Origin of the sequence: Roseibacillus ishigakijimensis, from assembly GCF_016595415.1 — a bacterium.
Classification (GTDB): domain Bacteria; phylum Verrucomicrobiota; class Verrucomicrobiia; order Verrucomicrobiales; family Akkermansiaceae; genus Roseibacillus; species Roseibacillus ishigakijimensis.
This window is the reverse complement of the sequence record NZ_JAENIO010000019.1, coordinates 1-17,873: the sequence shown is the minus strand read 5'-3', so window position 1 is coordinate 17,873 and position 17,873 is coordinate 1. Positions and strand designations below refer to the sequence as shown.

Genomic DNA, 17,873 nt, shown 5'->3' with positions numbered 1-17,873 from the left:
AGTTCCCTCCCCGATTGGGGTAAGTGGGAGCGAAAAATTACTCGTTCTCAGGGCTGACCATGACCCGGTAAAAAAGCGCGGTGGCTGAAGGGGTGTCGGTGAGAGTCAGTTCGCCATTGATGCCCCTTGCAGGGGTCCCCAGGGGCATCCAGCTATTCGCCTCCAGGGAAGGAGAGCTTTGTAGTTGATAGAGGTAGCCTTCGTAACTGGCGAGGGTGAGGGAGAGAGAGCCATCCTCCCAAGAGAAAGAAAGTGGCTGGAGGGAGCTGGAATCGATGACCACGCCGTGATTGACCAGATTGGTGGGGGCGCCACCGCCTGCGGTGAGGAGATCGAGGATGCCGTGATTGACGAATTCGCCCGAGACCTCGAGGAGAGATTGCGAGGTGAGGCGGGCCACGCCGTTGTTCACGATGTCACCTTCGATTTGCAGAGTCCCTTCCGCGCTGGTGAGGAGCCCGTTATTGACCAGATCGCCGGAAAACTGTCCGGGACCAGCAAGGGTAGCCCCGGCAGGAATGGTGAGGGATTCGGTGGTGAGACTGCCATTCTCCAGAGAGAGCAGGGTGCTGGCTTCCATCTCGGTGGGACCGGAGAGGACGAGCGAACCAGGGAGAGAAAGATGGCCTTCACTCAATTGCAAGGACCCGACCAAGTCGGAGATGCCACCGAGGCAGAGAGAGCCCGAGCCGACTTTGACGAGATTGAGGCCGCCCTGATCGCCGCCATTGCTGATGGTGCCATCAAAGCAGGTGTCGAGATTGAGGGCGCCGATGCGGTAAGTGGTGGCAGTCGTGCCGGAGCCGGACTGACGACCGCTGAGATGGGTCTCGGGTCCTCCGGAGAGAGCCCCCAAGTCGATGATTTTGTTCCCATTGCGATTGGTCAAGCGGGCTCCTCCCGAGCCGAGGGCAAAGTGGGCCTGGGCACTCCCGAAATTGACGTCTTCGCTGCCGTTGGTGCCGGAATTGAGCCGCAACATGCCGGAGCCGCTTCCAAAGTCGATGGTGCCGCCGAACTCATCCATCGCTCCCCGGAGGCTGATGATGCCGGCCACGCCCGAGAGATCGAGAGTCGGAAACCCCGTGCTGCGCAGCTCGTGGCTGAAGGAATCCACGATGGTGGAATTTCCTCCGTAGAGGGAAGAAATCGCGGCATCCCCTGTGATCATGAGGTCATTTGGCAGAAACGTGGCGCTTCCTGGCAGGGCCAGGGTTCCCCCTGCGAGGGTGACTTCGCTGGACCCCAAGCCAACCGCGGGATGGGCGAGCTCGAGGGTTCCTCCGGCGAGAAAAACTCCGCCGGTGAAGTCGTTGCCTGCGCTATGGGCCAGGGTCAGTGAGGCCGTGCCGGATTTTTCCAAACGAGTGATGCCGGTGACGGAACCGCTGCCGGCGAAGGTGTAGTCCAGACTGTTGTTAGTGAGCTGGACCAGCTGGGGCGCGAGGCTTCCGGCCAATTGCACACTCCCGGTGGCGGCGGTGTCATCGAAGAGAACGCGATCGAGATTGAAGAAACGTTGATCGCCGTCGCTACTGCCACTCCAGTTGCTCTCCCCGGCCAGATCCCAGGTTGCACTGCTTCCCGTCCAGAGGAGGTCTTGCGATTCTCCCGTTACCGTCAGGCGGATGAAGGCATCGCTGGAGCCTCCACCGGAGCGGCTGAGGGCAAAGCTTTGACGAGCGCCCTCGGGAAGATTGTGGGTCAGAGCCGGGCTGCCTGGGGCGGAGGTGCCCGTTCCGCCGCTGACCAGAGTATAGGTTCCGGCGGAGAGTTGTCCGTCAAGGAGATGAAAGTCGAAATGAGCGCCCACATTTCCTCCCGGGCTGCGAATTGTCAACGTGCCGCTCTCATTGATGATTTGGTCGTTGCCCGTGGCCGGATCAGCGGAAAGATCGAATTCCAAGGTGGCGGCTTTCAGTTCGAAGCCATTGCTCGCAATCAGAGTGCCGGCTTCCCGGGCCTGATCGCCGGGGGCGAGGATGGAGCCATCTTGGGCGGTGAGGAGGCGGGCGACGGGGCCCGAGCCGCTCAAACGGGCTCCGCTGCCGACGTAATGGTCACTTTCTCCCAAGGAGCCGGTGACCCGGAGCTCTCCCTCATGCACGGCGGTTGTGCCGGTGTAGGTGTTTTCTCCCGAAAGAGTGAGGACTCCGGAACCATACTTGTTGAGCCCGTTGGCCTGCCCACCGGTGCCATTGCTGATGACCCCTGCGAACTCGCTGTCGAGACCGAGGCTGCCCACATTCCAGGTGGCGGGACCCGCGTAGTAGGAGCCCACGAGTCGGGAATCGGCGGTGCCGCTGAGGGAACCCAGGCCGTAGCTGTTGCCACTCGAATTATTGCGGGTGAATAGGGAGATGCCATCGAGGTGGACGGCGGCATTGGGAAAGCCCGTGAAGGAGCCTCCATTGGTGACGAGGGCGATTCGCCCGTATCCTCCTCCGGAGAGGAGGACTTGGCCCGTCGCCCCCGAGGCGGAGCCTTCGAAGTAGACCCGGCCCTCCGTTCCCGAGGCTGAGGGCGAGAAGATTTCAAAAGTTCCTCCCCCGGAGAGAGAACCCTCGAAATCGCAACGATCCGAGAAGTTGATGCGACCAATCGCCCCTTCCTCCACTACCAGATTGGGACTGAGGGTGAAGTAGCTGGAGCTATTGTCGGTGAGAGTGCTGTCGCCGTTGAAAAAAAGGGAACCGCCCTGGATGTTGCCTCCGTCGTTGAGAATCACTTCGCCACCGTTGAGGATGGTGCCTAGCCCGGTCGTGAGCAGGGTATCGAGGGTGAGGGTCGATTCGGAAGCTTTGGTGAACGTTTCGGCTACTGCCAATTGACCAGGTCCGCTAAAACGGAAGTCCTTGCTCCCGGTCAGGGTCACTGAACTGGGCAGGAGGTTGTCGGCCAGGGTGAGGTCTGTTTGCTGGGAACGGTCGTCGAAAAGGGTGTTGTCGCCATTTTCGAAAGAGGTGATTTCTTCGTCGGTCTTCCGCCAGTTCAAGTCACTTTCGTTCCAAGTGCTGGACTGCCCGCCTTCCCAGCGCAATTGACGGGGGAGGGAGGTGGAAGTGACGAGGAGGGCAAAGCTCTGCGTCCAAGTGCTGCCATCGGCATCGGTCACAGTGAACTCAAAGCCCGCGCGACCGGTAAAGTCCACCTCGGGAGTGAAGGCGACAATCGGGCCGGATGGGGCGGGTGTGGTGCCATCGGCCGCTCGCTGGCTGATCGTGCCGCCGTTGACTCCGGCGATGGTGAATTCGGGGCTTTCCGAAAAACCGCTGGTGTAACGCCGCAGGTCGACCTGCAGGGTGCTGGCTTGCTCGGCGGTGTTCTTTGCGATGACCGCATGAGGCAGCGAGAGGAAATGAAGATACTCCTCCAGACGGGTGTAGCCAGCAGGGGTTCCGGCCGGGAAAAAGCTATTGGCCGGATCGGTAATTGGTGTGTTGTGATCGGCAAGGGCGGCATCGTAGCCGAGGGCTTGTTCCCAAAAGTTGGGCATGCCATCACGATCGGTATTGAGGGGAGGCGGGCTGGAACTGAGCGTGCCCATGCCGTTGTTGCTCACCGGGAGGTCGGACTCCCGTGAGATGCGACTGTGAACCTGGTTGGTCAGATTTTCAAAGAGAAGGGTGTCGACTTCATCCCGCAAGGGGCCCGCGTAGTTGGCATCCATGCGGACGGCACCAGCTTGGGAAAGAACTTTTTTGTAAGCGGTGAGAGGGTCGTCGACGGTGATGGCAATATTGCCACTTGCGCCCGGGAATGGCGTGGCAGATTTGACATAGCGGTTCGCTCCCGCCGGGTCACCGCTTTGATACTCGCTTCCCCGCACAATGGCATAGCCCTTGTCGGTGCCGTTCAGTTGCCCATCGCCATCGGAATCATGAAGACAATCGGCGAGGTAGAGAGAGAAGTTGGGATTGCCATGGCGATCCACAGTCGCCTTCTCCAAGGCGATGCTATCGGTGTAGCCGGGAGGGGAGAGGAAATAGGAGCCGATGACGTTGGCTTTCCAAGGGGCGGGGGTTTGCGAGTCCCCCATGATCATGCCGATTCCCCAGTCGAAGGTGACGTTGTTGACCCATTCCATCAGTCCGTAGGGACGAGCCTTGGGATTGCGGGTGTGGTGGTGGGCCCAGAGCGAGGTGAGGCAGGAGCCGCGGTCGAGGTCCCAGAGGCCGCCCGCATTGTGGCTTTCCAGGCCCCAGGCGCTGAGCGAGTTCTGCATCGTGAACTTGTCCAAAGCGCTGTTGAAGAAGGAAATGTTTTCATCCGTGCTGAACTGCATGGAGACGTGATCGATGATGGAATTTTCCGCCGAGGCGTCGAGATTGAGGCAATCGCCACCGGCGCCTCCTTTGCCGTGACGCAGGCGGAGATTGCGAATGATGACATTATTTCCGGTTACCCGGAGGGTGCCGTCGTAGAGACCGATGCCATCACCCGGGGCGGTCTGTCCCGCGATGGTGATGTTGTCCTGCACAATGCGGAGCCGCCCGTTGCGAATGTTGATGTAGCCGCTGACGTCGAAAACGATGGTGCGGCCGGCAGAAGGGGCGGTGTCGACCCCTTCCTTTAACGAGCCCGGTCCCGAGTTGTTGAGATTGGTGACATGGTAGACATCCCCGCCGCGGCCACCATTGGCATGGGCTCCAAAGCCTTCTGCGCCAGGAAAGGCGGGGATTTGCGCGGAGAGGGGAAGGACGAGAAAAGGAAGGGCAAGAAACGAAGAGGGACGGATCATGGGCACTACCTATTGTAACGGAGAAGGACCCGTCCGCTTGGTAACCCTTTCGGGTAGAATTGGCCTCCCGGGAAAAACTACTCTGGGCTCTCTTTGATGAGGGGCCAGTCGTCTTCCCAGATAAGGGGAGCGAGATGGGCGCGCGATTGGCCCCGTGCTCTTGCGTCGTAGAAGTGATGCAGGAGAAATTCCTGTCCTTCGCGCTCGACCACCGACGCATGGCCCGGTCCGATGCGATGGGCGGCGTTGCCCAAAACCAGCGTGCCTCCTCCTTCGCGGAGGTCGATTCCTTCTCGATCCACGAACGGCCCTTTTACGGAACGGGCGCGACCGACCCGGATGGTGTAGGTGCTTTCCAGACCGCGACAGCACAAACCCCAGTTCAGGAAAAGATAGTAGAACTCTCCGCGTTTGTGGAGAAAGGGCGCTTCGATTTCTCGTGCGGTGGCCAGACGTTCGGCCGGGACCTCGGGCGCGAGTCGGTGACCGGTCTTCGCATCGAGAGCGATGAGATACAGACCGTTCCAGAAGGAGCCGAAGGACATCCAGAGCGAGCCGTCGTCATCTCGAAAAATCGCGGGATCAATGGCATTGTAGGGCGAGTCCTCGTTGGAGCTGATCACCACTCCCGCATCCTCCCAGTGCCAATCGGGCGATTGCGGATCCAGGGTTTTTCCGATGGCAAGCCCGATGGCCGAGGTTTGCTTGCCGAAGCTCGAGACCGAGTAGTAGAGCAGGTAGCGGTCGCTGAGTTGAATCCAGTCGGGAGCCCAGAGGTGACCCCGGTTGGCGGGCACGAGCTCCTTGTGCCAGGCGGGTAAATTCTCTTCCGCAAAGATCCGGCCTTCCCGTTCCCAAGCACCATCCTCTTGTTCGCGCATCACGGAAACGCCGTGTCCCGTGCTGACAAAACGGGCCACGCCATTTTGGACCAGAATGGTAGACGGATCGTGAACGTGAAGATGCCGTTGGTGGCGAAAGCGTTGCGAGGGGTCTGCTTCTTGCCCTCCCAGCCAAGGGGTGAAAAGTAGGAAGAGAATAAGACCTCGCATGAAGGGAAATACGGCTTCTTTTCTAGAAAAGCTACAACCCAAATGGGGGAGTCACAGTCCTTCCCGATAGCGGAGGAGGGCGGCAAAGGCTCCGTCCTGCTCGTCCCGCTGGGGCAAGGACTGGCGGGTTTCCACCACTGTGAGGTTGCGCCCTTTGGCCCAAGGCTCGACGAGATTTTCGTTTTCATCACTTTCCACCGAACAAGTGGAATAGACAATGCGGCCCGTCGGCTTGAGGCACTGCAAGGCGTTGACCAGAATCGCTTCTTGCACCTGGGTGAGGGCCTCGATCTGTTCCGGGGTCAGACGCCAGCGGGCGTCGACGCGGCGTCGCAAGACACCGGTATTCGAGCACGGGACATCGAGCAAAATGGCGTCGAACTTTTGCTGCCACTCAGCTGGAGGTTCCTGGGTCCAGTCAAAGACCTGCGTCTTGGCAATCGTCACTCCGAGATTGCTGAGATTTTCTTCCAGCCGGGGCAGGCGCAGTTCATTGGAGTCGGTGCAGAGCAGTTCGCCTTCATTCTTCATGGCCGCAGCTATCAGGGCGGCCTTTCCGCCTGGGGCGGCACAGGCATCGAGCACGCATTCGCCTGGCTGCGGATTGAGCAGTTCGACGGAATGTCTCGTAGCGGGGTCTTGCATATAGACCAGCCCCGCTTCCGTCCATTCCCGGGGCACGGGGCCGTCGAGGAGATAAAATCCCGGAACCTCCGCGAGGGGGGTGAGACGGGCATCGCCGACCAGATCGGCCGACTCCGGACGCAGGGAGTTGAGGCGCAGAGTGGTTTCGGCGGGCTCGTTGTTCCACTGCATCAGGAGGGTGGACTCTTCCTTGCCGAACTGACCGCGCCAGCGCTTGGCCAGCCAATCGGGATGGGAATAGAGCTCGGCGGGCGGCAACTCGGCGGCGTGGGTGAGCAAGCTCTTCTTTTTGTCAATGGACTTGCGCAGCACGGCATTGATGAGACCGCGCACGGGAGCGCGCCCGCAGTTCACGGTTTCATTGACCGCCGCATGGGCCGGGATGCCGAGCAGGAGAAGCTGAGCCAGGCCCACCCGCAGGATGTCGCGGGTTTCGTGGTCCAGCTTGCCGTGGCGGAGGCGGGCGATGTAGAAGTCCAGCAAACGCCGGTTGCGCAAGACCGCGAGAATGATGGCATTAAGCAGACCTCGGTCGGAGGGCGAGAGGTGATTTTTGCGGGCGTGTTTGTCGATGAGACTGTCCGCGTAATCGTGACCCTTGGACCAAGCGCGGAGAATGGAAACGGCGGCCCGACGAATGTTCTTATCCTGTTTAGGCATTGTGACGAGAGCAAGAATGACGCCGTTTTTCCCCCAAGTCCAGATCCTTGCATGACCTATGAGGAGGAAGGGCAGGAAAGCAGTGGGTAGGGCTGGGCGGCCCGCTCCGCCGATTAGCTCCAGGGAATGATTGGCGATCTTTCCGAGTGGACGAAGGCCCTGCCGACAGTAATACGCTAGGGCAAGGGGACTAGGAAATGCGCAACAGGGTGTGCAAATGCCTGCTCCTTTTGACTCAACCTCGCGAGGGATTCTCAGGTAAACACGGAGAAATCCCTAAGAGTATCTATGAGTCATTTACCAAGTCATTACCTGCGTCGCCGGAAAGGGGCGCGCTTTCCGCTGACCACTTCTGTTGGGCTTCTCGCCCTGGCGACCTCGGTGCAAGGGCTGGTGGTTAATCTCGATATCGAGCCCGCTACGGGAAGCACGTTTTCGGGGCAAGGGGCTTATCAGGATCCGGGTCATGATTATTGGAATAGCTCGGCTGCCGGGATGACCAATCTGGTGGCCTCCGATGGGGTGACGGTGACTGGGGTCGAAGTGACCCTGTCCACGGGCAGTCGTCACAATGCCCTCGGCGGCAATGTCCCCGCCGGGCAATCCCATAGCGAGTTGATGGGTGACTATGCTTATAGTCGCGATGCCGATACGACCGTTGATTTGGCGGGTCTCACTCCGGGGGGCGATTACTTGGTCTACTTTTACTGCCAGGGTGATCAGCTGGGCCAGAAAGCGACGGTGACCCTGGACGGGCGCACGGTGGACACCAGTGGGCTTCTCGATGGCACGATCGCGGAGAATGGGAACTACGTGGTCCTCCCGGTGACGGCGGATGGCAATGGCGAGGTGACGGGACTGGTCGCTCGCCAAGGCAGTCGCTATGCCGCTTGCAATGGCTTGCAGATCGTGGAGCTGGCGCGGGTGGAGCCGGTGGCCGGATCGGTGATCAACGTCGATCTGGGCGGCAATACCGTGGGCACGGCGGGAGATGGCAGCAACAGCACGGGCACGCCCTACAGCGGGCAGGGGGCCTACTCCGAGCCGGGAAATGACTTTTGGAACAATGACTTCACGACGGGAAAGCGCACGGAGCGTAATCTCTTGGCCTCCGATGGCACTACGGTGACGCCGGTGAAGGTGACTCTCTCCGGGGGTGGGGGCTTTGAGGATGTGGGTAAGACCAACCATCTGCTGAGCGACTATTTTTATGGCAATATCACGGCGGCGGTGAGTGCGCTGGAGCCGAACCGCAATTACACCGTCTACGTCTACGCGGCGGGGGACAAGTCGGGGCAGGGGTCCGCCATCACTGTCAATGGAGTGAGCAAATCGGTGAGCAACTCCGGGGACCCGGATTTTTTGAGCCAAGGAGTGAACTACGAGGTCTTCGACGTCACCGCTGATATCGCGGGGCGCTTGTCCATCGAGTGCAGCGACAAGCTCAATGGTTTTCAGGTCATTCCCGGCGAGCCCGCGGCCAGCGCCTGGCAGGCCGAGGCGGCGAGCTACTCCGGGCTCAGCCTGGTCTCCGAGAGTGCGGCTTTCGGAGATTCCGCGCTCAATGGCTTTGAGACCGGGGGCGATTACGTGACCTTTCAAAGCCTACCGGAGGGGAATACCTTGACGGTGACCTATGCCAATGGAGGGGCGGCGACGACGCGCGCCAGCTTGTGGGTGGACTCGGTGGAGGTGGGGAAGGTCTTTTTTCCGCCCACCGGGGGATGGTCGACCTTTGCCGCGGTGACCCTGCCCGGCTTGGCGGTGGCGGCCAATGGTGAGGTGAAGCTCACCCTCGATGCAGCCGATGTTGCCTTTAACAACAGTCAAGAGGCTGCGGTGCTGGACCAAATCGAGCTGACGGATGAAGGGGGACTGATCGAGGTGAGCACCGTGCTCGATCTCATCGCGCAGCTGGGCAAGGACAATGTCACGGTCAAGATGACGCCGGGGAGCTACGATCTGGATGAGCTGGACAAGGACTCCGGGCTGCTGCCGGTGCCGGTGCTCTTCGACTTCTACGGCTCGAACTCCACTTTTGATTTTACGGGAGTGACTTTCAATGTGCACACCAACCTTTACAACGAGTGGGGGAGCAGTGAAGTGCGGGTGATCGAAATCAATGGCCACAACAATCATCTCTTCGGGCTCACTCAGAAAGATATCGGCGACGAGCCCATCAACTCTACCGGAGTGCTCAACCTGGCGGTGGTGGGAGATGGCAACAAGGTGGAAGAAATCAGCATCTACACCCGCAGTTCCACACCCTACGGCTATGGTGATTTGTTTGGCAAAGGCTCTGGAGCGGTGATCGGGCACAACAAACATGCCGCTTTGCTGGTCAATGGGGCTGACAATCATTTGTTGAACTGCTTCATCGAGATGGCGACTTATGGGCACGGCATCTTCATGCAGGGAGCCATCGGCACCCTGGTGGAGGGCTGCTTCGTGCGGGGCGAAACCAGCAACACCGATGTCGTGCTGGCGGAGGAGGGAACGGGGTCGCAGGCCGACCAGGTGGACTTCATGACGGTGTGGGGTTGGCGGGTGCCGCCGGGTTACGGCTTTTCTCTCCAGGAGGACGGCATCCGTTGTTACAACAATGGCGCGAACGGCTTGAATACCGCCAATACCACGGTGCGCAACTGCACGGTGGAATACATGCGCAGCGGGGTGACAATTGGGTTTTCCGATGGCGAGAACGAGGTCTTCGGCTGCACCACCATCGGGGTCGAGGGGCCTTATTGGCCGGGTAATGGGGATAGCGTGCTGCACTGCCAGGCCGATTCTCCCTTTGCACCCATTGTGAACAATCCTTATCAGCATGACCGGGATCAGGTTTATTCTGTGACGGTCTTGGACGAAACTGAAGTCTATGGAAATGACTATCTCTCCTTCATCATGGGGAGTGGTCATGACGTCACTCTCTGGAACTCCAGTCTCCAGCCCCGTTCCGCCCTGCAGGCCATCCACTTGGGCGGGCCCAAGATCGGCATGCGCTACGATCCGGCTTCTCCGCCGCAGTTCAGCCTGAGCAACAGCCAATTGACCAACTGGACCGATATGCCGGTGGTGCTGGATGCTGCCGCCAGCGGGTGCACCGTGAGCAGCTATGGTGCGGTGAGCAACAACGGCAGTGGCAATACGGTGAGTAGTCTCAGTGCGGCCACAATTACGGCTTCGTCCAATTCGGGCTCGGTCGGCAACACTCTCGACGGGGATGCTGCCACCTCCTGGAGTGCGACGGGGATCGGAGAATGGATTCAATACGACCTCGGCACCACGCGGAATCTCTCCAAAGTGGCCATCCAGTGGGGGAATGGCACCACGCGCAACTATCACTTCGAGTTGCAAACAGCGGCCAGCGCGAGCGGTCCCTGGGAGGTGGTCTTCGCGGGGAACAGCCGGGGCACGGTGGTCGGGGAGGAATACGTCTTTCCCACCCGCAATGCCCGCTTTGTCCGGGTGGTTGGGCAGGGAAACACGTCCGACAATGCCATCGAGATCGTGGACCTCGATATCGATTTGAAGGATCGCTTTGCGATGGTGAAGGCGAAGTCCGAGGCCGGAGCGGGTTTCATCGCCCAGAACACCCTCGATGGCGACTACTCGACCCGCTGGGCGGCCGAGGGGGTGGGGCAGTGGATTCAGTATGATTTCCTCGAGAGCCGTCTGCTGGAATCGGTCTCCCTGGCCTGGCATGCCGGGGACTCCCGCAGCTATTCCTTCGAGATCGGGGTTTCCGATCATCCCATGGGCCCCTGGACCACTGTCTACTCCGGGGCCAGCAGTGGCAGCAGCACTGCCTTGGAGGAATACGCCTTCGAGCCTGCGGTGGGGCGCTTCGTGCGGGTGACCGGACTGGGCAACTCGCAGGATGACTGGAACAATGTCACCGAGATTTTTCTGGAGAGTGATCAGCTTTTGGAAAGCACCACCTTACCGGATCCCATTGCTTGCTGGACCCTTGATGAGGGCGCGGGCAGCACGGTGGGGGATGTCAGTGGCAATGGTCACCACGCCTCCCAGAGCAACGCGAGTTGGAGCACGGGAGTGGACGGCGGTTCAGCCCTTTCCTTCAATGGCACGGACTCGACGGTGACTCTGCCCGCCAGCGCCTTTGGCTCTCTGGGTAACGAGGTCACGGTGGCCTTCTGGGCCTACGGCGGGGTGACCCAGCCGGTGAACAATGTCGTCTTCAATGCCGAGGATAGCGCGGGGAATCGCATTCTGAATATTCACCTTCCGTGGTCCAATGGCCAGGTTTACTGGGACGCCGGGCATAACAATGGCTATGATCGGATCAACAAAACCGCCTCGGGCAGCGAGATTGCGGGGACCTGGAATCACTGGGTCTTCACCAAGGATGCGGTGGCGGGCACGATGCAGATCTTTCTCAATGGCACTCTCTGGCACAGTGGCACGGGCAAGACCCGCTCCCTCGCCGGCACCACCGTGGCTACGCTGGGCAGCGCGATCAGCGGACTTTCCTACGATGGTCTGCTCGACAATGTCGTCCTCTACGATTCCGCTCTGACCCTGGCGCAGGTGGCGGCGCTCTACGACCATTCCGCCCACTGCTATCAGAGCTGGGTGCAGAGTGTCTCCCTGGCCGGAGCCGATTCGGCTTGGACCGCTGATCCGGATGGCGATGCCTTCGACAACCTGCTGGAGTATGCTCTCGGCAGTGACCCTCTGGTGAACTCCCTGGATCTGGCTCCGCACTTCCGCTTCCTCCGCGATGAGGATTGTTTCCACTTCACCTACCGGCGCCGCCGCGATGCCGAAGCGCGCGGGTTGAGCTATCTAGTGGTGGGCACCGAGAATCCGGCCGAACAGCAGTCCTGGACTGCGGATGGCTTGATCGAAATCGGAGCCGAGCCCCTCGATGACGACTTCGAGCTCGTTACCGTCGAGGCCGGGCGATCCGGGAAAGGCTTTTTCCGCCTCCAGGTCACTCTCGATACTCATGCTGTCCGTTGAGCGCAGGAATGAATTGACCTTCTGCCCATCCGGAATCTTGAAGAAAGCGGAAGGAGCCAGCCAAATTCCGCCGAAAGCGTCGGACCCGCTCTGGTCACAAAGCGGGCGCGCAATGATTTCGCCCCTCCCGTTGTCATCAACGGGGCTCCGCTAGTTCAGGTCCCTTCTGCCAGAACGGTTCTGGTCACAGATCGGGAGTGGGACCCTTCAATCTCCTTCTAAGGAAAAAATAAATCATTTTTCTAACGATCCTCAAGAGCGAAGGCGGCAGGAATCCGTGATGGATAAAGGAAAAATCTCTCCTTTTTGCTTCAAAGTCTCTCAGGGCGAGGAACAAGTGAGCGTCGATTTTTCTTGTGAAGATTGATGCGCCCTCGCAAGAAAATATTTGTTGTTACTTTGGAGGGAAAATTAAGAGCGTCCGTTTTCGATTTTTTTAAATGAATAAGAAGTTTTACCTAGTTTCCTGCTGCTCTCCTCTGCTTTTGCTTCTTGCAGGGAATCTCTTCGCTGCTCCTTCCTGGGAGAAGCCCAGGATGTCTCTGGGGGCTTTGGGGATTGATGGCGGGCTGGATCAAACTTTCTATCTCGGAACTCTCTCGGGGTCTCCGGAGTTCGCTTTTCCGATTTATTTGGAGCATTCGCTGCGGGTGGCTGACCCAGTGAGTGAGTATAAAATCAATCAGCTGGAAAGCTATGTTGTTCCTGAAGGCCGGGAGGAAGTGTTGTGGGTGCAGCCGGGGGGAATGCGGACCGTTTTTAAGCGCAGCGAGATTCTCAAAACGGAACCGGAAGAGGTCGAGGAAGACTGGGTGGCGGTGGAGCGGGCTCCTCTGAGCTATGATTTTCTGTCGTCGGATGGCTGGCGTTACCGCTATGAGCAAGGAGCGTTGCATTCGCTGCGTTCGCCGTCGGGACGGCAGTTGTTCTTCGAGACTTCAGGCATTCTGATTTCGAGAATTTATCAGCAGACCGATGCGAGAGAGGTCACCTTGCTAACCGCGAAGGAAAACGACTTGGGGCAGCCGGAAGAGGTGGTCATTGGACCGGTCACCCATCGCTTTCAGTATGAGGGGGAGCAGGATTTGCTCGCGCAGTGGCAAGCGAGCACGACGGGGTATCAGGCGGTAAATTTTTCCTACAATGAGGACTTTCTCGTTTCCTCCATCGATTTTCCGGGTGGTGATAAGCTGACCTATACTTGGGGTGGGCGTGACGGGGCTTGGCAGTCTGGAGTCAATTGGAAGCTTCCTCAGGAGGGCGCGGGCTGGTTCTTGGCCCAGGACGATCACTACCGTTATCGCTACGGAATTTCCAAAGAGGGCATCAATTTGTCTCGCACCGACCCGGCGGACTTCACGGATGGCTTTGTTTATAATCCCAGAACTCAGAAGATGGTCATCAAGAACCGCGATGGCGGAGAAGTGACCCGCTTTTACGGAGTGAGAGGGGAAGAGTATGGCCGTCTAGAGAGTGTGCGTGATCCTCGGGGGCGGGAGGCGGTGAGCTTGAGTTATGATGAGGAAGGGCGGGTTAAGACCCGCAAAGTGCCTGGGGCGGCTCCCCTACGCTACGAATACGATGATCAAGGGCGTTTGGATAAGGTCTATCGCCTGGAGGAGCTGAATCAAAAGTTTGAGTATGAAGGCGACTCTCAAAAACCCAGTGTGATCACCAACGCGCTCGGGGATTCCATTCGGATTCACTACAATGAGGCGGGGCAGGTCACGCGCTACCAGACTCTGGATGGTGCGGTCTATGAGTATGAGTATGATGACCTCGGTCAACTCGTGGTCGAGAAATGGCCCATGGGCTATCAGCGCAGTATTGAGCGCGATGAGTTCAATCGCGTGGTGAAGAGGATTCATCTCGATGGCAGTGAGACCATCTATGACTACACGGGAGAGAATCGCCTGGCCTCGACCCAGCAGGGCGGGAAGAAGTGGGACTACCAATACGATGAGTCCGGGATGCTGGCACAGCTCAATCGGGATGGAGAAATGTGGCAAAAGATTGAGCGGGAAAAGCTCGCCGGGATGGACGGCGAAGTGGTGAAGAGGATTCGCGCCGATGGCAAGACGAGCAGCTATCAGTTGGATGCTCACGGGAATGTGAAGAAGGAGATCGATCCCTTGGGAAACACCACCGAGTATCAACATGACGAGCTCGGTCAACTCGCTGGCTGGAAAGATGGCCGTGGGGTGGTCGCTGAGTTCGAGCGCGATGCCTTTGGGCGCGTTTCTGAAGTGGAGACCGAGGGGGTGAAGCCTTTATCGATGGCCTACGATCAAACCGGACGTCTCACCCGACGCAAGACCGGCGAGCAGGATATTCAGTATCGCTATAATCGAGAAGGGCAATTGAGCCAGATCGATTACGGCAAGGGCGAAACTATCGACTACCAATACGACAAATACGGTCGCATCTTGGTGGCGACGACCTCACAAGGAGTCAAGACCACCTACACTTGGGACGCTCTTGATCGTAAAATCAGCGAACGCAACGACATCCCCGGCGGGGTCTGGACTCTGGTGAAGTGGGAATACACCCCGGGCAGTCGCAAGGCCATGGTCGCCGTCTACCAAAATGGGGACGACCTCGAACACCGTTTGCAGGAAACCCGCTACCAATACGATCTCCTCGGTCGCTACGCCGGAATTTTCGTTAATGGAGAACAAAAGATCTGGTATGACTACGAGCCTAAGAGCCGCCAACTCGCCCGCAAACGCTTCGCCAATGGCTGGACCATCGACTATGGCCATCATTCCGACGGGCGCCCCGCGTCCATCCTTGCCAAAGACGACAAAGGCCAGGTCATCAAAGATGTCACTTATGAGTGGGGAGACGATGGCAAGCTCGCCAGTCGCGTCCTTGATGGAGTCCTCCACGAATATCAATACGATCAATTGGGCCGTCTCACCGCTGTTGAAAAGCGGAAAATCGCGCAGAAAGCAAAAGCGGAGGGCCACAAAGCCCCCTTGAACTGAAACTTCCTCAACTGGAAAAACAAAACGAAGAAATACTAGAAAATGAAAAGAAAACAAATAGCCCTTGCTCTTGGAGCAAGCGTCGCTGCCTCAGCAAGTCTGTCCGCAGCTATCCCGTCAGAGAAATATGTCTACGATGCTTCCGGGAATATCGTTGAGAAGCAAATTGGAGAGCAGGTCACTTATTTCGATTACGCTGGCAACCTCCTGAAAGGAAGTTTGCGCGATTCTACTCAGAAGCAATACCTGTATGATGAGGCTGGACGTCTCGTCGGTGAAGTTGAAGGGGGTAACGTTGTTCGCAAATTAAATTATCGATTTGCAGACAAAGTTACCAAAGTGCAAAATGAAGACAAGACTACCGAACTCTTCTACAACGCGGAAGGGCAACTTGTAGGGATTAATTCTGCTGGAAGTCTCGAAGCCTTTACGTGGGATGGTTTGGCGATGGTTTCACGAGGGGCACAGGCCTTTTCAAACGAGCAGGGAGGGATTGGCGAGAGTGCGATACTAATCGGAGATGATATATCGGTGTCAGATATACTTGGAAGCACTCTGGCAGTTGGTAGAGAATCATACGAATCAAGTGCTTTTGGCGAAGGTCTTGAAGAGGTTTTGTTTACCGGAAAACCATATATTAAAGAGTTAGAGGTATTTGTATTTAAATTCCGAAACTATTCGACTGACTCGATGCGGTGGTCAATTCTTGATCCATCTGGCTATCCCGATGGAGAGAATAATTACGCATATGTTTCGGGAGATCCGGTCGGGAACGTTGACCCTAGTGGTCTTAGTCAAATCAGCGCTTCTCCTGCTCCTCCTGTTCCTAGTGGGTGGAGCCGCTACAATAGTTTCTACACTGAGAGTCCGGACCTAGGCCCATTCAATCGGCCGAGTTTTATGTCTGGAAATGTTCGAGTGAACGTAAGGGATGAATACGAATATAAGAGATTTAATCCTTCTAGGAAAGTGACAAATATACCGCAAAATTCGACAGTGCAAGTGTCCTATAGCACAGGAGCACAAGTAGGAGGGACAGGTGGAGTTTCGATATATAGTGCGGTTAACGTTTCAGTTTCAGCAAGTGTTTCTTCTGGGTATACGTTGAGTACTACGGTTGATGCTTACAAGAAAGGCACCCCTGAAGCATTTGATCATATATCGCAATGTTGGACGTATAAGGAGAAAGCCTACGAGTATACATATCACAATTACCAGGGTCCGGCAAGTCCAAATAATAATGTTTGGACCTTATATTCTGGAAGTCGAGGTGCAATTGGTTATTCTGATAACATTATTGGTCAGGCTGTAGAAAAGTAATGTCCTTGGTTGTTAAGAGAGCTCTGGAAAGACTGTAAATATGAAAAATGTAATGTATGCTTCTGGTTGGTTTTTTTCGATACTTTTCGGGGCTCTCTTTTTAAAAGAGATGAAGGAGAAAGATGGGCCTGCTCTTGAGTTAGAGTCCAAGAATAGAATAAATTCAACCGAGTCGCGGTCGCCGAAGGGAAGAGAACAGAAAGCTTTTGTTGGGAGCAAAGAATATTTCGGTGTTTCTGGAGAAGAGGGAGCCATAATTTCACAAACCGTAATCAATGAAATTCAGAAAAAAGGACCACATTCGTCAATAGATTATTACTTGAGTCTCCCCTATGGAGAGAAACGGATGATGGGTCTCACGTATGCCTTGGTGGCTCTTGCTAAAGAAAATATGAAAGAAGCTATAAATATATATGAGTCTCTGGGGTCAATGGATAGACATTCAATGATGCTTAAAAATATGTTTATCCCTAGCGACGCACAAGATCTTGAAAGAGTGATTTCTGGGCTAAAATATCTGCCAAGTAATGTGAAGAGAGAAGATGTGATTTCAGAAATAATAAATAAATCAATGCAGTTTGGATCTTCTGAGATTCTTCTCATGCTAGATTCTGACCACTTCAGTTTGGAAGATAAGAAGGTGGTCAAAATTTGTTATGTTCGTAGTTTGATTGTTGAAGATCCAATAAACGCAGTCTTCCACGTGAACCTTTTAGAGCCTGGGCTCGTTAATTTAGTATCCCAAGATTTGATTAGGAATTGGCCCGCTGGTGATTTAAAAGCAGCAGCAGATTGGATTACTGGGGGCCCTGGGCTCTCCGCTGAATCCGAGAAGCGGGCGCTGTTAACCCTGGTTTCAAGGGCGAACTCAGAGAATATTGATGAAGTTAAAAGCATTGTGGCGAACCTTCCTCCTGGTTCATCTTATGATGAAGTCTATGGAACTTTAGTAAGTATTTTGTACGATAAGGATCCGTCTATGGCAGATGACTGGATTGAGCAAATCCCCAACGGTGTGGGTCGGGATAAGGCTGTAGTTGAGTATTTTAGGAGAACGGTCTTTGCTGATCCGGAAAAGGCTTTGGATGATGTTTTTGCCCGCTATCGAAAAGGAGGTGTAGCAAGTGATGTGATGATTTCTTCTTTGTCGGAGGCGACAAACGTATCCCCCGAGTCGGTAATAGAATGGGTTTCTAACGCGGGAAATTTGGAGGACAGTGTGCGACAGGACTATCTCGGCGTTGTTAATACCCAGTGGGCTTTGGCAAGTTACGATTCCTATCTGAAGAAGGTAATTGACGATCCGAATTTTTCGGGTACCGAAGATGCTATTGACGTGGCAATTGAAATATTTTCTGAAGATTTTCCATCTGCTGCAGCCAACTGGATAGTCACACTACACGACAAAAATTGAGGGGTGAAAAGGCGATTTGAGCCAAGCGAGAAACTCGTTGCGGTCCTTGGCCTTGAGGTGGGGATTGTTAA

Annotated in this window: 7 protein-coding genes; 4 read left to right on the top strand and 3 right to left on the bottom strand. The window is 56.5% G+C overall.

Annotated elements, in window-relative coordinates:
• Window positions 1–37: 37 nt before the first annotated feature.
• The 3 genes from JIN78_RS08880 to JIN78_RS08870 form a co-directional block, all read right to left on the bottom strand.
• On the bottom strand, window positions 38–4,741 hold the full coding sequence (locus JIN78_RS08880) for an autotransporter-associated beta strand repeat-containing protein (protein ID WP_200391608.1): 4,704 nt from the start codon (window positions 4,739–4,741) through the stop codon (window positions 38–40).
• Between the two features lie 77 nt (window positions 4,742–4,818).
• Window positions 4,819–5,793, bottom strand: a complete 975-nt coding sequence (locus JIN78_RS08875; RefSeq protein WP_200391607.1) for an arabinan endo-1,5-alpha-L-arabinosidase — start codon at window positions 5,791–5,793, stop codon at window positions 4,819–4,821.
• A 51-nt stretch (window positions 5,794–5,844) separates the two neighbouring features.
• Entirely contained in the window at window positions 5,845–7,098 is a 1,254-nt protein-coding gene (locus JIN78_RS08870; RefSeq protein ID WP_200391606.1) for an RsmB/NOP family class I SAM-dependent RNA methyltransferase, read from the bottom strand.
• A gap of 288 nt (window positions 7,099–7,386) precedes the next feature.
• Here JIN78_RS08870 and JIN78_RS08865 point away from each other — a divergent pair, with 288 nt between their 5' ends.
• The 4 genes from JIN78_RS08865 (at window position 7,387) to JIN78_RS08850 (ending at window position 17,802) form a co-directional block, all read left to right on the top strand.
• Window positions 7,387–12,081 carry a discoidin domain-containing protein gene (locus tag JIN78_RS08865; protein WP_200391605.1) on the top strand — a complete coding sequence of 1,565 codons (4,695 nt, stop codon included), beginning with the start codon at window positions 7,387–7,389 and terminating at the stop codon, window positions 12,079–12,081.
• 536 nt (window positions 12,082–12,617) lie between these two features.
• Window positions 12,618–15,068, top strand: coding sequence for an RHS repeat protein (locus JIN78_RS08860; RefSeq protein WP_200391604.1), 2,451 nt, complete (start codon window positions 12,618–12,620; stop codon window positions 15,066–15,068).
• Between the two features lie 42 nt (window positions 15,069–15,110).
• On the top strand, window positions 15,111–16,388 hold the full coding sequence (locus JIN78_RS08855) for an RHS repeat domain-containing protein (RefSeq protein WP_200391603.1): 1,278 nt from the start codon (window positions 15,111–15,113) through the stop codon (window positions 16,386–16,388).
• A gap of 40 nt (window positions 16,389–16,428) precedes the next feature.
• Complete coding sequence (locus JIN78_RS08850; protein WP_200391602.1) at window positions 16,429–17,802, top strand: hypothetical protein; 1,374 nt, start codon at window positions 16,429–16,431, stop codon at window positions 17,800–17,802.
• The last annotated feature ends 71 nt before the right edge of the window (window positions 17,803–17,873 follow it).

What these genes read in the sequence shown, in the direction of transcription:
- JIN78_RS08880 (WP_200391608.1), bottom strand. Translation starts at nt 4,741, where the DNA reads ATGATCCGTCCCTCTTCGTTTCTTGCCCTTCCTTTTCTCGTCCTTCCC.
- JIN78_RS08875 (WP_200391607.1), bottom strand. Translation starts at nt 5,793, where the DNA reads ATGCGAGGTCTTATTCTCTTCCTACTTTTCACCCCTTGGCTGGGAGGG.
- JIN78_RS08870 (WP_200391606.1), bottom strand. Translation starts at nt 7,098, where the DNA reads ATGCCTAAACAGGATAAGAACATTCGTCGGGCCGCCGTTTCCATTCTC.
- JIN78_RS08865 (WP_200391605.1), top strand. Translation starts at nt 7,387, where the DNA reads ATGAGTCATTTACCAAGTCATTACCTGCGTCGCCGGAAAGGGGCGCGC.
- JIN78_RS08860 (WP_200391604.1), top strand. Translation starts at nt 12,618, where the DNA reads ATGTCTCTGGGGGCTTTGGGGATTGATGGCGGGCTGGATCAAACTTTC.
- JIN78_RS08855 (WP_200391603.1), top strand. Translation starts at nt 15,111, where the DNA reads ATGAAAAGAAAACAAATAGCCCTTGCTCTTGGAGCAAGCGTCGCTGCC.
- JIN78_RS08850 (WP_200391602.1), top strand. Translation starts at nt 16,429, where the DNA reads ATGAAAAATGTAATGTATGCTTCTGGTTGGTTTTTTTCGATACTTTTC.